Below are 17,629 nucleotides of genomic sequence, written 5' to 3'. Positions count from 1 at the left end.
CTTCTCCACTTGACCGAAACATTCACTTTTTTCTTTTTCAGTCAGATGGAACCCTCTGTTGGCTACGATAGATTCCCAGGTTATTCTACGAGTTGGTTTTTAACAGCAAAAAGAGCGGCTTGCGTTCGGTCTGCTAATTCAAGCTTCGACAAGAGGTTTGAAACATGCGTTTTCACCGTTTTTTCTGTAATGAATAGTGAGGAAGCAATTTCTTTATTACTTTTGCCTCTGGCAATTTCCCTCAAGACATCTAATTCTCTTTTTGTTAGCTGTTTAATTGAATTTTTTTCATTACTTTCTTTATTCGATAGGTTAGCAAGCAGATGGGAGGTGGCTTTTGGATGAAGCTGATTTTCGCCATTTATGATTTTATTAATACAATTAATTAATTCATCCGGCTCGATGTCTTTCAATTGGTAGCCTGAGGCACCAGCTTCTAAAGCTGGAATCACATGGTCTTGATCAGAAAAACTTGTCAACATCATGATTTTGATTTCTGGCAGTTCATTTTTTATTATTTGGGTTGCCTGTATTCCGTCCATTTCTGGCATTACAAGATCCATTAAAATAAGGTCAGGTTTCAATGTTCGTGCAAGTTCGACCGCTTCTCTGCCATTTCCCGCTTCGCCAATAATCTCTATATCTTTTTGTGTTTTTAGAAAAAAAGCCAGTCCTCTTCTTACAACATGATGATCATCTGCAATTAATATTCGAATCCCCATTGTTTCTCCCCCCTAGATTGGTATTTTTATTTGAATTTCTGTTCCTTTTCCTAGTTCACTATCTATATAGAACGTCCCGTTTAAAGCCTCTGTTCGTGCCTTCATGTTTTTTAAGCCGAACGACGGCAGTTCAAGCCCCCCATCATAAAAAAAACCGCAGCCCCTATCTTGAATGGTCATTGTTACAGAATCGCTACTCCGATACAAAGATAACGACACATGAGTGGTTTGAGAATGCTTTTTACAATTGCCAAGCGCCTCCTGTCCGATTCTCCATAGTGCTTCCTCCACTTTTTCAGGAAAGCTTGAGATTCCAGTTAATTTTGCTTCAATGGTTAAACCCAGCATTTCCGCATAGCTGCTTAATGCACTTACTATTCCGTTTTCAAGTCCCTGTGGTTTTAGCTGCCAAATTAGTGCTCTCATTTCACCAAGTGCTTCCTGGGCGAGATCCTGGATATAGGAGAAGGTTTCCTTTACTTCTTCGTTTTCTGTCATTTCTCTGCCGGCTCTAGCAGTCAAGCTTAGCGAGAAAAGTAACTGATTAACAGAATCATGCAGATCCCTGGCAAGCCGATTCCGCTCAGAAATGAGTGCTGTCTCCTGCTCTCTTTGAGTTAATTTTATTCTTTTTAGTGCGGTGCCAATTTGAAAGGCTACAGCCTCGAGTAATGCCAGTTCATCTTTCTGAAAGTGAGTCTTATTCGGTGATCCGACATTTAATAAGCCAAATCGCTCGTTCCCCGCTCTCAATGGGACAGTTGCATGATGTGTCAGCCCCCCTGTATCACCTGCTTCTTCAAGAATGACATTCTCTATTCGCTGGCATTCAATAATATTCACTGCCTTGTTCAATTTCCGATTATTGTAGCGGCTTACACACCAGCAATCACCCATACACATTCTTTTGTTTCCGTTCTCTGCTAAGACCTCTGGGAGTGACACTTTGGCTGCCAGCTGATGTGACCCTTTTTCATCAATTAAAAAAATCCAACCGGTTTGAAGTCCCGTCAAGTTTAATAGTTTTTTTAATACCGCTGCTAAAACGGTCTTCGAATCTGTTCCTTCATTCAATAATTCAGCAATTTCTTTTAAGATCCCGATTTCTTCATTTCTGGACATTTATACCTCTCCCAAATTTATATCTATTGTTTAAATCATAGTCTCACCACAATCTTATAGGCAAGCAGAAAGTAACGAAAAAGCTGACGTATCATTTGTCAGCTTTTCCGCCAATCTGTATGAACTCGATTACCTCATTATCAGGACCCTGATAAAAAACAGTTTCCCAGCCATTTTCAAGCTTATAGGGACCTTCAATAGAAAAAATGCCATTTTCATTAAACCGAAAGATAACTTCATTTATGCTATCTACCTGAAAGCATAAGTGAACGGATGAAGGGTTACTAGTTGGCTGCTCTGAACTAGAAATGAGTTCCAGCCGAAAGTCCTTTTCTTTTAGAAAGACAATTTTCTCCCCAGAAAAAAGAAAACTGCTTTCTTCTTGAAGACCAATATATTTCTGATAGAATGCAGCGGATGTCTCTAAATCTTTTACTTCAATCCCAAAATGGTGCATGTGCATAGGAATTCCCCTTTATAGAATTAGATTCATATCCCCAAATTCGTGCCACAAGTAACGCTGGGCAATCGCTTCTTCATAGGCATTCCATAACAAATGTTGCGGTACGAATGCAGTAAGCATATCCAAATGGCTCGCCTTCGGTTCATGGAGACCTGTAATGATGCCATCTACCATTTTCAACCTAAAATTTTTATTGATGTAAAGATTCGTTACACCATTCAAGTCACCAGTAATACCTGCACTTTCTATTGCTCTTACCACCGTTGTCCCAACTGCAATGACCCTGCCGCCAGACGCTTTTGTTTTCCGAATTTTTTCAATGGTATTTTCGGATAAATGATATTCTTCGTAATTATCAGTTGGCGATGTCTCCAACTCGTCATCCAACAGATAGCTAAGCCCCGTATGAAGCTGAATAAAATCCAGTTCGATCCCCTTTCTCTGAAGGTGAAATAGCAGTTCCCAGCTGAAAGCTCTGCCCGCAGAAGGCATTTCGACTGAGCCTGGATGGCTCGCAAATACCGTTTGATAATAATCCAGCCCCCATTTGTTATGAATATATTCATAACGAACCGGTTCTCCGATTGCATATATACAATTAAACAATTCTGTTCCTTTTTTGGAGAAAAGGATCGTTTTGAGCGGGGAATCTTTTTTTATATCCATTACCATCGCTGATAGATCAGATGAAAATTGTAGAATATCACCCAATTGAGCATCATCTGTTACAATTAGTGCGTCCCAAGTCTCTTCATTGCATCTTCTTGCAAGTCTGATTTCAACTTGTTTTTGGATACGTTTTGTGTGTCTGTATAAGCTGGCATTTAAGATTGCAGGCACAGTTCGGCTGTTGTTCATGACAATCAAATCTCCAGGATTGAGATAATCAGCAAGTCGAAAGAAGTTATCATGGCTGACAAAACCTGTTTTTTTATCTAAAACCATCATCCTAACATGGTCTCTTCTAATGCCCCTCCGTTCAGGCGGATGAGAAGCGTTTAACTCAGAAGGTAAATAGAAATCAAATGCAGTTGCTCCCATCATAATCCCTCCCTTGTAAACTCTTGAGCTTCAAACCGTTGTCCTGTTATTCCAGATGACTTATCTGAAGCTAAATATAAAAACACACCGATGACATCGTCTGGTTTTGCTAATGGATAATCAGATTCAGGAACCGCTAATCGGTGCATTTCTGTATCCATTTCTCCCGGATCCACCATATTGACTCGTACATTCGTTGCGCTTAATTCATCTGCCCAGGTTTCAGTTAGTCCCTCAACAGCAAATTTTGAAATACCGTATGCTCCCCAGCCTGCATAACCAACATGCCCTGCTTCTGACGTTACATTAATGATAGATCCCTGATTGCGCTGCAGCATTCCAGGAATAACTCTTCTTGTTACGAGGAATGGCGAAATCGAATTTACTCGTAAGACTTCAGCAAAGTCTTCTTCAGGATAATCGAGTAACAGCGGCATTGGACTTGGACCGAGAATCGAAGCATTGTTTATGAGAATATCAATTTGACCAAACGCCTCTTCTGTCAACGCGACAAATCGTTCTACATCTCTAGTCAATGATACGTCTGCTGTGACAGCAAGTACTTCTGCACCTAATGCCTCTGCTTCTTCCTTAACTGCTGACAACCCTTTCGCTGTTCTCGAACAAATCGCTAACCGTGCTCCTTCTCTCGCAAATGCCAGTGTTAACGCTTTTCCTAAGCCTTTAGACGCACCTGTAATCATAACTACTTTTTTCACTATAATCGCTCCTTTAAGTGTTTAACTTGATGTCTTTAGCTTAAAGGATATTGGAAATACTTCCCTCCGAAAAAAGCTTGAAGTTTATCTACAACTTTAGGATGAGAAAAATAGATGATGTTGAAGTCATGAAGCCTAAGATTCTTTTTCATACGCCCAAAAGGACCTCATGGATGGCTCATGAAGACCAAAATCTAATTGAAATCGTAAAAATGGGCCTCATGAATCGTTCATGAAGCCCAAAATTCTTTTTTATTCACAAAAAAGGACCTCATGGATGGCTCATGAAGACCGGTATCTCATTGAACAGTAAAAGTGGCCTGGGAGCGTTCATTAAGCCTATGATTCTTTTTATACGCCAAAAAGGACCTCATGGATGGCTCATGAAGACCAAAATCTTATTGAAAACGGAAAAATGGGCCTCATGAAGCGTTCATGAAGCCCAAAATTCTTTCGGGTAATCAATATTTGTCCTCATAAACCATATTCCGGTCCAATCTCTAACCGTATTATTCTTGCAGCGAATAGGGTTTAAACGTTTCTAGTACTTCTACATAGCGATCTCTTGTCTTAATGGGAATACCTTGAATCAGTTCTTCTTGCTTTTTACTTTCGAGTTTTTTCACATCTATCTGAAAAAAAGATTGGATGATTCGGGATGGATCTGGACGGCCATTATAAATGGTCAACACACCATCATCCGTAATTCCAAAATAACCATTCGTTTTTAGTAGTGGTGATATGTCATCCACTTGTTTTCTAAACACCATAGTTGATTCATCAATGTCAACTAGCTGCCATTGATCATACTTAGCCCAAAAGTTTTCAATAGACCAGTAAGAATCAAAAACTACTTCCTCACTTATTTCACCATCAAGATAGATTCTTTCCAAAATAATGGTCAATTGCTGAGGTTCCGAATTTTGTTGATCCTGATGGTTTTCCATTTGTTCGGCGAAACCAGTTACTAGTACTCCTGGCACCATTCCGAAAGACATGAAGAGAACAACCGTAACAAAGGCTAAACCAAGCCGATACTGAGCTACCCAATTGAACCTCATGCATAATCACCTCTTATTATTAGAGATCTAACTCTGCTTCAGTACTAGTTTAGCCTTATTTTCCCTTTTTATCCTTTTAAGTAAAAATGAAAAGAGACAAAGCTATTTTCAGCTTTGTCTCTTTAACATTTTAACGTTTACGGCTATTAGGTTCTAAAGGCTGGGAATCATTGTTTCTGTTACCTTCACGTCCAAGTGCACCATCATCAAGGATGACTTGAACAGATCTGCCGCCAGCTAATGGCCGAACGGCGTCCTGGATAGCTCTTTTAGTTTCTTCAGTATTCTTACTGTTTTCTAATTTAACCGAAACCATAACAGAATTCCCATAAACAACGGAGCGGACTTCACGGACGTTTTCAACGTCTGCCACTCTGCTTTTAATTCTTTCTGTTATACGATCTTGTGATTCCGGTTTTGTGGTGGTACCTGTGTTCCCTAATCTTTGATTCATATGACCATGGTAATTCGCGTCACTAGTGCTAAACTTATTGTCTCTTTGGAAAAAGTTATGGTCATGGTTTGCGAGCGGTTTTGTTGGGTTCGGTGGATTTCCATTTTCATCTCTGTTATTAAATTGCTTCCTGCGTTCTTCATTATTCGTTTGGTTTTCAACACCAAGAGTGTGATCCATTAATTCTGTGAATGGACCATCGTTATCCCCAGGCATACCATTAGAGCCATTTTTATGATTTTCATCGGAATAGTAGCCCACCGGCTGTCCCATACTTTTGTTATTATTGTTTCTAGCAGCACTGTCATCATTAGTACAACCTGACAGCCCAACAGCTAGTAAGGCGGACAGAGGAATCATCCACTGTTTCAAATTCAAGCGAAAAACCCCCTCGCTAGTTTCATGAGCATAATTAAATATGCTCATTGTTAGGTTGTGAGCTTTGAGGGGATTTCATGTCTTCCAGAATAGACCATGAAAATTAGTTCGTCATCACTTTTAACTCATCAATAAATTTTTTCCGTGAATAAAACTGACCAATTGTTAATTCCATGACTTGTTTATATTTTTGATGATCTCTATACGAACCTTCACGAATAAGCCTGTTCCATTCACGGAAAATATCAGCAGGATAGGCTAATGCGTGTAGAAATGCCTTCTCTTTTAACAGTTCTTCATATTGTGAAAACTGGGCAAGTCTTTCAAATGACCAGTCCAAACTTGGAAGAATTCGATTCGCATATTGTAAATAATCTAAAGAGGCTGGACCAATACTAATTAAATCAAAATCAATTAGATTTAATACCCCATGGGAATCACGCAAGAAATTATGATGTGCCACATCTCCGTGAAGAATGCAAAATGGTTCATTTGAAAAAAGAGACCTGTTTTTTTCCATCCCACTTAGGGACCAGTTTGCCCAACCAATCATTTCCGCCAATATTTTATCATTAATAAAATATTTTAAGGTAGAAATGTTCGATGTGAACGTTTTACCTCTGTCTTTATATTTTTCAATAATGACCCCTTTTGGAATTAGTGTTCGATAACGTGATTCAAACGTTGAAGTTACTTGATGAAACTGCTCTAGAAGTTCAAGTCCCTCCTGTCGATTTTTCTGAGATTGAAATGAAAAAGGTATTTTATTTGGAGTAATGTATTCCATACATCCAAAATAGGCCCCCTCAAAAAAGAGTGGTTCTTTTAATTGGGGATGGACAAAGAGATAGGTTTTTGAAAATCCTTCTTTTCTAAGGGTTGAGGTAAAGGCCTCTTGGAGCCGAAGACGTTTATTTGTGTAAAACCCTTTAAGCATATACGAACTTTTATCGGTTTTTATCCAAATTACACTTTTCCGATAAGGTACCATTTCCACAATATTTTCTTTAAATTGCGAACGTAAATAAGAGAGGAGACGAATGAAATAATCATCGTCTCCTTTTTGATTAAAAGTCATACTCATTGCTTTCGTCATCGTAACGCATTCCATCCATCGGTCCCATTCCATATGGGTTCATAAATGGAGGGTGCGCTACATTAGCTGGTCCTGTATACGGCGCACTGTAAATAGGCGGCGTCGGCGGCACAAAGGGTTGCGCCTGTATAGCTTGTGGTTGTGGTCCACCACAGCCGCAGTCACCACCTGCCCCAACTGGTATGCCTCCCTGAGCAGGAAATTGCTGGTGCATTGCTGGCATATGCCCGCCAGAATATGACATTCCCATATCTGGGGACTCAAAATCTTGTGCTCCCATCACCTGGGGAGAAGGACCCGTTTGCGGGTATCCGAAAGGCATTTGACTATATGGAGCTCCCATTCCTGGCTGGCCGAAACCTGGATTCATCATTGGCGCTCCCATTCCCGGCTGGCCGAAGCCTGTTCCCATTGGACCTCCCATTCCTGGCTGGCCGAAGCCTGGATTCATCATTGGCGCTCCCATTCCCGCCTGGTCGAAACCTGGATTCATCATTGGAGCCCCCATTCCTGGCTGGCCGTAGCCTGGGTTCATCATTGGCGTTCCCATTCCTGGCTGGCCGTAGCCTGGGTTCATCATTGGAGCTCCCATTCCTGGCTGGCTGAAGCCTGCTCCCATTGGACCTCCCATGCCCGGCTGACCGAAACTTGGGTTCATCATTGGAGCTCCCATTCCTTGCATTCCTGTTGATCCTACAGGTACATCAGCTGGACTTTCATCAAAATAAGGCATTTGACCATCTGCTGGCATTTGAGCACCCATTGGCATTTGGCTCATTCCTGGCATTTGACCACCCATTGGCATTTGCCCCATTCCTGGCATTTGACCGCCCATCGGCATTTGGCCCATTCCTCCTGGCATTTGACCACCCATTGGCATTTGATCCATAGCTGGCATTTGACCACTCATTGGCATTTGACCGCCCATTGGCATTTGCCCCATTCCTGGCATTTGACCCCCCATTGGCATTTGGCCCATTCCTCCTGGCATTTGGCTGCCCATTGGCATTTGCCCCATTCCCCCTTGCATTGGGTTTGTCATCGGTAATTGCGGCATGAAAGATGAAGATTCATCATCAAATCCATGTGGCATATATTGCGCACCTGCTACTCCTGGCATTGGCCCAGCTTGATTCGGTAACATATTAGGTCCCTGTGGCATTGCCGCTCCTTGAACTTGAGGATATGGCATAACCGACATTGGCGGACAAGGAGGCGGCGGACACCATTGTGGTGGTGGCGGACAAAACCCTGCTCCAGGCATGATTGGTGTGATAGGTACACAATAATCTTGCGGCATTTGCTGTTGTACAGGCAGCTGGTTTTCCATCGGGGCTTCATGTACAGGCATGACTGAATATTCTTTTATCGGTTCTTTTACCGGTTCTTTTATCGGTTCTTTTACTGGTTGTTTTATTTCAGGAAGTATGTTTGTTGGTTTTGGCGGCAGTTGAGGCTGTTTAACCTCAATATTCGTCATGTTGTTTAGATAATAGTTGTTAATATCGATTTCTGGGATGATTTGCAGAGGCATTTTTGGAGTATATGGTGTTTTAGGTGCTTCTTTTATTGGAGCTTCCTTAATCGGTACTTCTTTTATTGGAACTTCTTTTACTGGTGCTGTCTTGATCGGTACTTCTTTTATTGGTGCTTCTTTTATTGGTGCCTCTTTGATTGGTGCCTCTTTGATTGGAGCTTCTTTTATCGGAACCTCCTTTTTTGGAGCTGGTTTAATCGGCATTTCTTTTGGTTTCTCTTTGGCAATCGGCATTTCCTTTTTGGCGCCTAAGTTGATTGTGGCCCCCGGCTTTGTTCCCATAGGCGCTTCTTTTTTTATATTTCCACCTGTTGTTGGGACTTTTATTTTCATACCGGGCATAATCATATCAGGGTTGCTGAGCTGTGAATTCATCTTTTTCAGCTCTTCAAAATTCACGCCGTACTTCTTGGCGATTTTCCAAAGAGTATCCCCTTTCTGTACGATATGGATCTTCACTCTGATTTCCCTCCTATGCATAAGTCCATATATTCTATGTGATGATAGGCAAAGTGCTAACATTCTTCAGAAAAACTTATGCTTTTTTTCCCAAAAATATGAATCAACCCTTCAAATATAAAAATAGATGCAATTTTTTAAAAATTGCACCTACCCTATCATTATGCGTTTTGTAGCATACGATTTAGCGCTAATTTAGCATTTGCGGCAATCTCCGCGTCCACTTTAATCGTATTATTTGTCTCTTCTAATGTATCCAAACTCCACACTAAATGCGGCAAATCAATACGGTTCATGGTTAAACACGGACACATTGCAGGATTTAAAGAAATAATTTTTTTATCAGGATGACTTTGGATGAGGCGATTAACTAGATTCATTTCCGTTCCGATTGCCCATTCAGAGCCTGGCTCTGCCTTTTCAATGGCATTAATGATATAACTTGTTGAACCAGCCATATCCGATAATTCCACGACTTCACGGCGGCACTCAGGATGAACTATGATTGTCATATTTGGATATTGGCTGCGCGTATCGTGGATATTCTGAACCGTAAAGTTCTCATGTACAGAGCAGTGACCTTTCCAAAGGATGACTTTTATTTTTGAAGAATCGCCTTCGTATTCAAGCTTATTCGTAATTGGATTCCAAACTGCCATTTCATCTAAACCAATACCCAAGTCATACGCAGTATTACGACCTAAATGCTGATCAGGTAAAAATAAAATCCGTTCTTTTTGGGTAAATGCCCACTTAACCATTGTCTCCGCATTTGAAGAGGTCACACTGGCACCGCCATGAGCACCTACAAAAGATTTAATCGCTGCAGTAGAATTCACATATGTTAATGGAAGAATACTGTCACCAAAAATCCCCTGTAGGATTTCCCATGCCTTTTCAGTTTGATCAATGTCTGCCATGTCAGCCATTGAACAGCCTGCACGCATGTCTGGGAGAATAACCTTTTGGTTATCATTTGTAAGAATATCTGCCGTTTCGGCCATAAAATGAACGCCGCAGAAAACAATATATTCTGCTTCGGTATTTTCAGCAGATAGTTGTGCAAGTTTTAAGGAGTCTCCAGTTGCGTCAGCGAACTGGATTACCTCATCTTTTTGATAATGATGACCTGGGATAAAAAGTTTTGAGCCTAGCTTATTTTTCACTTCAATGACTCTAGCCTCTAACTCTTCCTTTGACATTTGTTTGTATTTTTCAGGAATCATTTTATTCTTTTGCATCGCTGCTAAAATACTCACGTTTATTACTCCCCTTCCCTAAAGAGAACTTTTACACTTATATCGAGTGCTTTATATGAATGTGTTAAGAGTCCAAGTGAAATATAGTCAACACCGGTATCACGATAACTAGCTAAATTGGTTAATTGAATCCCGCCTGAAGCCTCCGTTATAAATCCTGAAGGAACTAGTTTAATCAACTCTTTTATCTCGTCTGGAGTACGATTATCAAACATAATCACATCTGCACCGGCGCTGACAGCTTCTCTCACCTGAGCCTCCGTTTCAACTTCAACTTCTACCTTCACCATATGACCTGCTTTTTTGCGAACACTTTCTACTGCATTGGTAATTGAGCCGGCAAATGAAATATGATTATCTTTAATCATAATTCCGTCATATAAACCGAAACGATGATTGAAGCCTCCTCCAGCAGTAACAGCATATTTTTCAAGCATCCTTAAGCCCGGTGTCGTTTTCCGAGTATCACAAATTTTGGTATGGCCACTATCCAATGTGGAAACAGCTTTACGTGTAAGAGTCGCAATCCCACTCATTCTTTGAACCAGGTTTAGGACAACTCTTTCACCTTTTAATAAATCAGCTATTTTTCCAGAGGCTGTTGCAAGCTTCTGGCCGAATTCAATGTTTTGACCGTCCTTCACAAAAAGCTGCGTTTCAATATCAGGATTCAAAAGTTTAAAACCCGTTTTAATAATTTCTTCTCCACAAAAAATTCCGTTGTCTTTTGAGAGAAAGACGATTTCCCCTTCTGTATCGTCTGCAAAAATTAAATCAGTGGTAATATCCTGTTCCCCAATATCTTCGATAAAAAATTGCTCAAGTAGCGAGCGCAGTTTCAATGTATTCATGGTTACTCTCCATTCCCCGGCTAATTTTATGAATAATGGTTTTGTTTAACCAATAATGGTCGTCTTCCATTGGGTAATCACTTCGAAAATGACCTCCACGGCTTTCTGTTCGTTGTAGAGCAGCTTCGGTAATTAAAGTTGCGATAATCAGCATAAAAATCTTTGTTATCTCTTCTACAGAATAAAGATCAAGATTATTTATTTGTTGGGGCTTAAAGGTATCTAACCAAACTTTCTGGTTTTGAAGATTTGCCTCGTTTCTGACGATACCAACCCGTTCCATCATCGTATCCTTTATTTCTTGTACGTCTGGTAATGTTACTTTTTCATGCGGGTGGAATGGACAAGTGATTGCAGTCCAGAGTATATCTTCATAGACATCCTCATTTAGCATGGATGATAACTTTTCTCCCATATATAACCCCTCTAACAAGGAATTACTGGCAAGACGGTTGGCACCATGCAATCCTGTGCATGCAGCTTCACCAATCGCATATAGCCCTTTTATTGAAGTCCGGCCAAATAAATCTGTTTTAATTCCTCCCATTAAAAAATGACTGCCGGGAGCAACGGGAATTCTCCCCTCTGATAACTGAAGACCGTTATCTTCACAAATGGCTGTTATCGACGGGAATCTCTGCTTAAAGTTTTCAATTTTACTAATATCTAAATATACTTTGCAGCCTTTTTTAAGATATTCATAGATTTTCTGCGATACAACATGCCTTGGGCCAAGGTCCTTGAGTGGATGAACACCTTCCATAATCGGATTGCCATCTTCCGTGACAAGAACCGCACCTTCGCCCCGTACAGCTTCAGAAATTAACCCTCTTGTTTCACCATTTAAATATAAAAGTGTAGGGTGGAACTGGATAAATTCCATATCAACGATTTCAGCACCTGCTAAATAGGCCATTGCGATTCCATCACCACTTACTGTATCGGCATTAGAAGTATAGGTGAACAATTGCCCGCAGCCGCCTGTTGCTAGAATCGTATTCTTGCTATAGTAGTTCTTTATTGCACCCTCTGGCATTTTAGCTTTTACACCAATGCAACGTTTCTCTGAATTCATCAATAGCTCATAAGCATATACTTCTTCCTCAATAGTGACATTTTCCTTCAACGTGCTAATAAGGAATTCGACAACGTTTTTGCCCGTTGCGTCTCCGCCGCCATGAACAATTCGCTTTTCACTATGTGCCCCTTCCATTCCAAGCAGCAATTCACCATCTTGATTTTTATCAAAGACAGATCCTTGTTCAGAAATGAACTTAATCAATCTAGGTGCGGCACGAATGATTTGTTCCACCGCCTCTTGATTATTGTGATATCTTCCTGCTTCAAAGGTATCCGCAATATGTTTAGTTGGATGGTCATGCTCACCGATAGCTGCGGCAATACCGCCTTGAGCAAGATAAGAATTGGCTGTTCTTATTTTGTCCTTTGTGAGTATCCTCACATTCAAATCCTTATTTAAAAGCGAGGCTAACTGTAGTGCAGCGATCCCACTTCCTAAAATTAAAACATCATCATTTGTTGTCATCTTGACTCCTCCTGGATTAACAGGTGTCTTGACATCTATATTTACATAGATTTAAACTAATATCAAGATTTTTTTTGGTAATAAAAAAATGAGAGTATGGGAGATTACTAATGATTTATTTTGATTTTGCAGCTACTACTCCGTTAGATTCTGAAGCAGCAGAGGTGTTTGTGCAGGCTTCAACTGAGTATTTTGGAAATTCTAGTTCCCTCCACGATATTGGCGGGCAGTCACTGGACTTGTTAGAGAATTGCCGTGAAGAGCTGGCGAATCTATTAGGAATTAATAAAAAAGGGTTATACTTTACAAGCGGTGGTTCTGAGGGCAATTTTTTAGCGATTGAGGCGCTGTTGTCAGCTCCTAAAAAAGCTGGGAAGCACATCATTGCCGGCATGGCTGAGCATTCATCTATCCATGGTGTTCTCAACCGATTAGAAGGATACAGCATTACGTATTTACCGCTTCCTGCTTCTGGTCTCATTGACGTAAAAGAATTGGAGCGTGCCATTACCTCTGAAACGGTTCTAGTAATCGTGCAGCATGTTAATTCAGAAATAGGTACGATTCAGCCGATTGCAGAAATTGCTCGTATTTGCAGAGAGCATGACATTCATTTTCACAGTGATTTTGTTCAATCCTTTGGAAAAGTCGATTTAAAAAAGATTACTCCGCTTGTGAGCAGCTTCTCCTTCTCTGGACATAAAATATATGGTCCAAAAGGTATTGGCGGGGTGTATGTGGATCCAGCAATTTCTTGGAAAGCCTTTTTTCCGGGAGGATCCCACGAAAGTGGTTTCAGACCAGGTACGGTTAACGTGCCTGCAATCGCTTCTATGACTGCAGCAGCTCAAAAATTAAATGACCAACTTGTACAAAGCCACGATCGATTTTTAGAGCTTCGTACGATTTTGTTGGAATCGCTTGACCCTATCAAGGAATATGTTCATGTTTATCAAGCTGATACAGGCTCACAGTTGCCATCTATTATTGGGTTAAGGGTTTCTGGTATTGAGGGACAATGGATAATGCTTGAATGCAATCGCTATGGGTTCGCGATTTCAACCGGAAGCGCCTGTCAAATTGGCATGCAGGCTCCTGCCAAAGTGACCGTTGCTTTAGGATTAGGTTCACAAGAGGCGAAGGAATTTATCCGTATTTCTTTTGGGAAGACAACCAAGAGGGAAGATGTTGTGAAGCTTGGGGAAACTATTGTCGATATCGTAAAAGAATTTAAACGTTAGAATTATGTTAAAATAGGGTAGAAATACGAGGTGGTAATTATGGGTGAACAAAAAAAGATACTTGGAGATGAAAGGAGAGCTTTCATTCTTCAACTGTTAAAGGACAGCTCGGTGCCGCTTACAGGAAGCGAGTTAGCAACACGCACAAATGTAAGCAGGCAAGTAATTGTTGGAGATATTACACTCCTTAAAGCAAAAGAGGAGCCAATCATCGCAACCAGTCAAGGCTATTTATATTTCAAGCAAAATGCAGGCGCACCAACAATCGAGCGTATCATCGCATGTAAGCACTCACCAGATGACACGGTTAATGAGCTAAATTTAATGGTCGATCATGGTGCATTAGTAAAAGATGTTAAAATTGAGCATGCGGTTTACGGGGATTTAACCGCTTCTATTATGGTATCCAATCGCCAAGAGGTAAAACAATTCATGGAAAATATTCAAAATACAAAGGCATCATTATTATCGGAATTAACTGGCGGGATTCATCTTCATACGATTGCGGCGTCTAGTATCCAAACCCTTGACAAAACGGAAGCGGCTTTGAAGGAAGCTGGTTTTTTAATTGAATACTAAACGCAATAAATGGTGGCCAAACGAAGATTGGCTGCTTTTTTTTGATGGTTTATTTTTTGGCTAAACAATAACAATTCAATTGCCTCCTAGTGTTGTTATGAAGGACAGTTCTTCTGAGTTTTGTCCTTCATCCGGGGTATGAAGGACTAATCCTTCCATACATCCTGAAGTTTTGTCCTTCATCTGGGGTATGAAGGACTAATCCTCCAATTCATCTTGAAGTTTTGTCCTTCATCCAAAGATTGTCCGATTTTGTAGCAACACATTCTCAAATTGAACATAAATTTAACAAAAAAAGGCATGATTCCTTATGTGAAATCATGCCCCTAAAAATATTTACACCCAATTTTATTTAATCATTTTAGATGGATAGCTACCTAATAAAGTAACTCCGCACCCTAGTGCTTCGAGCTCGGCCATTGCGCCGGGAATTAATACCTCATCAAGCTTCATTTCCAAATCAATTATAAAGAAATAATTGCCAATTCCTGTTTTCATAGGTCTTGATTCGATTTTTGACAGGTTTATTTTTCGCCACGCAAAAGCAGATAGAACCATATGCAGCGTTCCGGCCTTATCTGTCGGTAGTGTGACCATAAGAGTTGTTTTATAATGGGATGATCCGCTAAACTCCTCAAAATTAATTCCCTTTTCTGATAGGACAAAAAAGCGAGTATGGTTATGGTCAAAATCATGAATGTCACGTTGAACAATCGATAATCCGTATTCTTCAGCGGCCAATTCGTTCGCGATTGCAGCAATACGCTGTTCAGGGTGATCCATCACCATCTTCGCTGCCGCAGCAGTCGAACTGACACTTTCATATGGAATTCCATGGAACTGATTATGTAAGAACTTATGACACTGTGCAATCGCATGAGAATGACTGTACACCTTATGAACATTCTGCCACATGTCTTGGTTATCAGGGTGAACCATCAAATGCTGTTTAATAGGAATGGTGATTTCCCCGACAATCGGCAATTGAACCACATGGGTTAAATAATCCAATGTAATATTGACTGTACCTTCAAGGGTATTTTCAACAGGAACCACGGCCAGCTCCACTTTTTCACTCACAACCGCATCCATAGATTCAGGAATGGTACGGTATGGTTCAAGCTCAAATCCAGGAAAAACCTTTTTTACCGCTAATTCGGTAAAGGTTGCCTTTGGTCCTAAAAAACCAACTTTCATGATTTCACACACTCCCTAACAAAAATCTCTCTGTTGTTAAAATTTCATTATGCTCCTGTTCCAAGCACTTCAACTTTCTCTACGAATTCCAGCTTACGCAGTTCTGAAAGCAGTTCATCTATATCGGTAGAAATCTCGGTGGTATTCAACGAAAGTGTAACGTTTGCCCTTCCTTGCAATGGAATTGTTTGATGAATGGTCAACACATTGCAGCCAGAAGAAGCAACTACACTAAGAAGCTTAGACAAAGTACCTGAACGATCTTCGAGATGAAAAAAGAGCGTAACTAATCGTTCCTTAACAATCGTGGAAAATGGAAATACCGTGTCCCTATATTTATAATAGGCACTTCTGCTTAAGTCTACTTGCTGCACCGCATCCCAAATAGACTCAGCCTTACCCCTTTCGAGCATTTCCTTCACATCGAGTGTTTTCTTCATCGCTTCAGGCAAGACGTCTTCTCTAATTAAGTAAAATTTTTTATCAAATTTTTCATTTTTCATCTCTCTACCCACCCGATTTGAAAAGCACAAGCGCCCGTGTAACGAAATCGGGGCGCTCTAGCTAGAATTTCTCAAAGACATGTTATTATTTAGTCAACAAATTCAAATTCGAAGTCTAATAATTTTACGGTATCCCCATCTTTTGCACCTTTTGCCCGTAAAGCCTCGTCTACCCCTAAACCACGAAGCTGTCTAGCAAAACGACGAACAGATTCTTCCGTTTGGAAATTGGTCATCTTAAATAATTTTTCAACCTTTTCCCCTTGAATAACGAATGAGCCATCTGGTTCTCTGGTAATATAGAACGCCTCAGGATCTGCCTCATGTTTATAAAGAACGCGATTAACTCCTGTTTCCTCTTCCTCATGATCAAGCGGAAATTCTGGAGTCTCCTCGATTTTGTCGGCAATCGCATATAATAACTCTCTTAAGCCTTTTCTTGATAAAGCAGAAATTGGGAAAATTGGGAAATCCTCTTCAAGGCGCTCTTTAAATGTTCGCAAGTTTTCTTCTGCTTCCGGCATGTCCATTTTATTGGCAACAATAATTTGCGGACGTTCTGTTAAGCGAAGATTATACTCTTCTAGCTCTTTATTGATGGTCAGATAATCCTCATAAGGATCGCGTCCTTCCATCGCAGCCATATCAATGACATGAACGATAACCCGTGTCCGTTCAATATGACGTAAGAATTGATGTCCTAGTCCAACACCTTCACTCGCACCTTCAATCAATCCTGGAAGGTCGGCCATGACAAAGCTTCTGTTATCTTCTGTTTCCACCATCCCAAGGTTTGGCACGATCGTTGTAAAATGATATTCAGCAATTTTAGGTTTGGCTGATGAAACAACCGATAATAAGGTTGATTTCCCAACGCTTGGGAATCCAACTAATCCAACGTCAGCAAGCAGCTTTAACTCAAGGATAACATCGCGCTCTTGACCTGGTTCACCATTTTCAGCAAGTTCTGGCGCAGGATTTGAAGGGGTAGCAAAACGGGAATTTCCTCTTCCTCCACGTCCTCCCTTGGCAATGACTGCACGCTGACCATTCTCCACAAGATCGGCAATGACTTCTTTTGTTTCTGCGTCCATAACTACTGTGCCTGGCGGTACCTTAACAATCATATCTTTGGCGTTTTTCCCGTGCTGATTTTTGGACATTCCATGCTCACCACGTGGGGCTTTCCAATGGCGTTGATAACGAAAATCCATTAACGTACGCAAGCCCTCATTTACTTCAAAAACCACATTGGCACCCTTACCGCCGTCTCCGCCAGCAGGTCCGCCCATTGGAACATATTTTTCACGACGAAACGCAACCATTCCATTACCGCCGTCTCCGCCTTTTACGTAAATCTTCGTTTGATCGACAAACATGTGAATCCTCCTGATTTGACTG

At 40.8% G+C, this 17,629-nt stretch carries 17 protein-coding genes and 2 pseudogenes; 4 read left to right on the top strand and 15 right to left on the bottom strand.

Features of this window, described 5'->3' with window-relative positions:
• Window positions 1-80: 80 nt before the first annotated feature.
• The 5 genes from BANA01_RS07215 to BANA01_RS07195 all read right to left on the bottom strand — a co-directional run bounded on the left by BANA01_RS07215 (window position 81) and on the right by BANA01_RS07195 (window position 4,070).
• On the bottom strand, window positions 81-722 hold the full coding sequence (locus tag BANA01_RS07215; protein ID WP_034674923.1) for a response regulator: 642 nt from the start codon (window positions 720-722) through the stop codon (window positions 81-83).
• Between the two features lie 12 nt (window positions 723-734).
• Complete coding sequence (locus tag BANA01_RS07210; RefSeq protein WP_034674927.1) at window positions 735-1,844, bottom strand: GAF domain-containing sensor histidine kinase; 1,110 nt, start codon at window positions 1,842-1,844, stop codon at window positions 735-737.
• A 91-nt stretch (window positions 1,845-1,935) separates the two neighbouring features.
• A complete protein-coding gene (locus BANA01_RS07205; RefSeq protein ID WP_034674930.1) occupies window positions 1,936-2,307 on the bottom strand; it encodes a VOC family protein in 372 nt (123 codons plus the stop codon).
• A gap of 12 nt (window positions 2,308-2,319) precedes the next feature.
• The gene (locus tag BANA01_RS07200; protein ID WP_034674933.1) at window positions 2,320-3,348 is read right to left on the bottom strand and encodes an S-adenosylmethionine:tRNA ribosyltransferase-isomerase; all 1,029 of its coding nucleotides are present in this window, start codon (window positions 3,346-3,348) and stop codon (window positions 2,320-2,322) included.
• Window positions 3,348-4,070 carry an SDR family NAD(P)-dependent oxidoreductase gene (locus BANA01_RS07195; RefSeq protein ID WP_411833780.1) on the bottom strand — a complete coding sequence of 241 codons (723 nt, stop codon included), beginning with the start codon at window positions 4,068-4,070 and terminating at the stop codon, window positions 3,348-3,350. The genes BANA01_RS07200 and BANA01_RS07195 overlap by 1 nt, the downstream gene beginning before the upstream one ends.
• A gap of 98 nt (window positions 4,071-4,168) precedes the next feature.
• On the opposite strand from BANA01_RS07195, the gene BANA01_RS30525 reads away from it, so the two are divergent.
• Window positions 4,169-4,303, top strand: coding sequence for a hypothetical protein (locus BANA01_RS30525; protein WP_268875056.1), 135 nt, complete (start codon window positions 4,169-4,171; stop codon window positions 4,301-4,303).
• 273 nt (window positions 4,304-4,576) lie between these two features.
• Here BANA01_RS30525 and BANA01_RS07190 read toward each other — a convergent pair whose 3' ends face one another.
• The 3 genes from BANA01_RS07190 to BANA01_RS07180 all read right to left on the bottom strand — a co-directional run bounded on the left by BANA01_RS07190 (window position 4,577) and on the right by BANA01_RS07180 (window position 7,056).
• The gene (locus BANA01_RS07190) at window positions 4,577-5,128 is read right to left on the bottom strand and encodes an intercompartmental signaling factor BofC (protein WP_034674939.1); all 552 of its coding nucleotides are present in this window, start codon (window positions 5,126-5,128) and stop codon (window positions 4,577-4,579) included.
• Between the two features lie 130 nt (window positions 5,129-5,258).
• A complete protein-coding gene (locus BANA01_RS07185; RefSeq protein ID WP_034674941.1) occupies window positions 5,259-5,960 on the bottom strand; it encodes a YhcN/YlaJ family sporulation lipoprotein in 702 nt (233 codons plus the stop codon).
• A 103-nt stretch (window positions 5,961-6,063) separates the two neighbouring features.
• Complete coding sequence (locus BANA01_RS07180) at window positions 6,064-7,056, bottom strand: phosphotransferase (RefSeq protein ID WP_082799422.1); 993 nt, start codon at window positions 7,054-7,056, stop codon at window positions 6,064-6,066.
• 1,517 nt (window positions 7,057-8,573) lie between these two features.
• On the opposite strand from BANA01_RS07180, the pseudogene BANA01_RS30760 reads away from it, so the two are divergent.
• Window positions 8,574-8,753, top strand: a pseudogene (locus BANA01_RS30760) (pentapeptide repeat-containing protein); the annotation flags it as partial.
• A gap of 164 nt (window positions 8,754-8,917) precedes the next feature.
• On the opposite strand, the pseudogene safA reads toward BANA01_RS30760, so the two are convergent.
• From safA to nadB, 4 genes and pseudogenes are all read right to left on the bottom strand, one after another.
• Window positions 8,918-9,073, bottom strand: a pseudogene (gene safA / locus BANA01_RS30755) (SafA/ExsA family spore coat assembly protein); the annotation flags it as partial.
• A gap of 140 nt (window positions 9,074-9,213) precedes the next feature.
• Window positions 9,214-10,311 (bottom strand): quinolinate synthase NadA, encoded by a 1,098-nt coding sequence (gene nadA, locus BANA01_RS07170; protein ID WP_034674944.1) that lies wholly within the window; start codon window positions 10,309-10,311, stop codon window positions 9,214-9,216.
• Between the two features lie 5 nt (window positions 10,312-10,316).
• Window positions 10,317-11,162: a carboxylating nicotinate-nucleotide diphosphorylase gene (gene nadC, locus BANA01_RS07165; protein WP_034674946.1), complete on the bottom strand. Its 846-nt coding sequence runs from the start codon at window positions 11,160-11,162 to the stop codon at window positions 10,317-10,319.
• Complete coding sequence (gene nadB / locus BANA01_RS07160) at window positions 11,131-12,708, bottom strand: L-aspartate oxidase (RefSeq protein WP_034674949.1); 1,578 nt, start codon at window positions 12,706-12,708, stop codon at window positions 11,131-11,133. Before nadB ends, nadC begins: the two co-directional genes overlap by 32 nt.
• A 110-nt stretch (window positions 12,709-12,818) precedes the next feature.
• Here nadB and BANA01_RS07155 point away from each other — a divergent pair, with 110 nt between their 5' ends.
• Complete coding sequence (locus BANA01_RS07155; protein WP_034674952.1) at window positions 12,819-13,949, top strand: IscS subfamily cysteine desulfurase; 1,131 nt, start codon at window positions 12,819-12,821, stop codon at window positions 13,947-13,949.
• A gap of 39 nt (window positions 13,950-13,988) precedes the next feature.
• On the top strand, window positions 13,989-14,528 hold the full coding sequence (locus tag BANA01_RS07150; RefSeq protein ID WP_034674954.1) for a transcription repressor NadR: 540 nt from the start codon (window positions 13,989-13,991) through the stop codon (window positions 14,526-14,528).
• 348 nt (window positions 14,529-14,876) lie between these two features.
• On the opposite strand, the gene pheA is transcribed toward BANA01_RS07150, so the two are convergent.
• From pheA to obgE, 3 genes are all read right to left on the bottom strand, one after another.
• Window positions 14,877-15,725 (bottom strand): prephenate dehydratase, encoded by an 849-nt coding sequence (pheA, locus tag BANA01_RS07145; protein ID WP_034674957.1) that lies wholly within the window; start codon window positions 15,723-15,725, stop codon window positions 14,877-14,879.
• Between the two features lie 47 nt (window positions 15,726-15,772).
• A complete protein-coding gene (locus BANA01_RS07140) occupies window positions 15,773-16,228 on the bottom strand; it encodes an ACT domain-containing protein (protein WP_034674960.1) in 456 nt (151 codons plus the stop codon).
• Window positions 16,229-16,317: 89 nt separating this feature from the next.
• On the bottom strand, window positions 16,318-17,607 hold the full coding sequence (gene obgE, locus BANA01_RS07135; protein WP_034674963.1) for a GTPase ObgE: 1,290 nt from the start codon (window positions 17,605-17,607) through the stop codon (window positions 16,318-16,320).
• Window positions 17,608-17,629 lie beyond the last annotated feature (22 nt).

This window comes from Neobacillus niacini NBRC 15566 (assembly GCF_001591505.1).
Lineage (GTDB): Bacteria > Bacillota > Bacilli > Bacillales > Cytobacillaceae > Neobacillus > Neobacillus niacini.
This window is presented reverse-complemented; position numbering and strand designations above follow the sequence as displayed.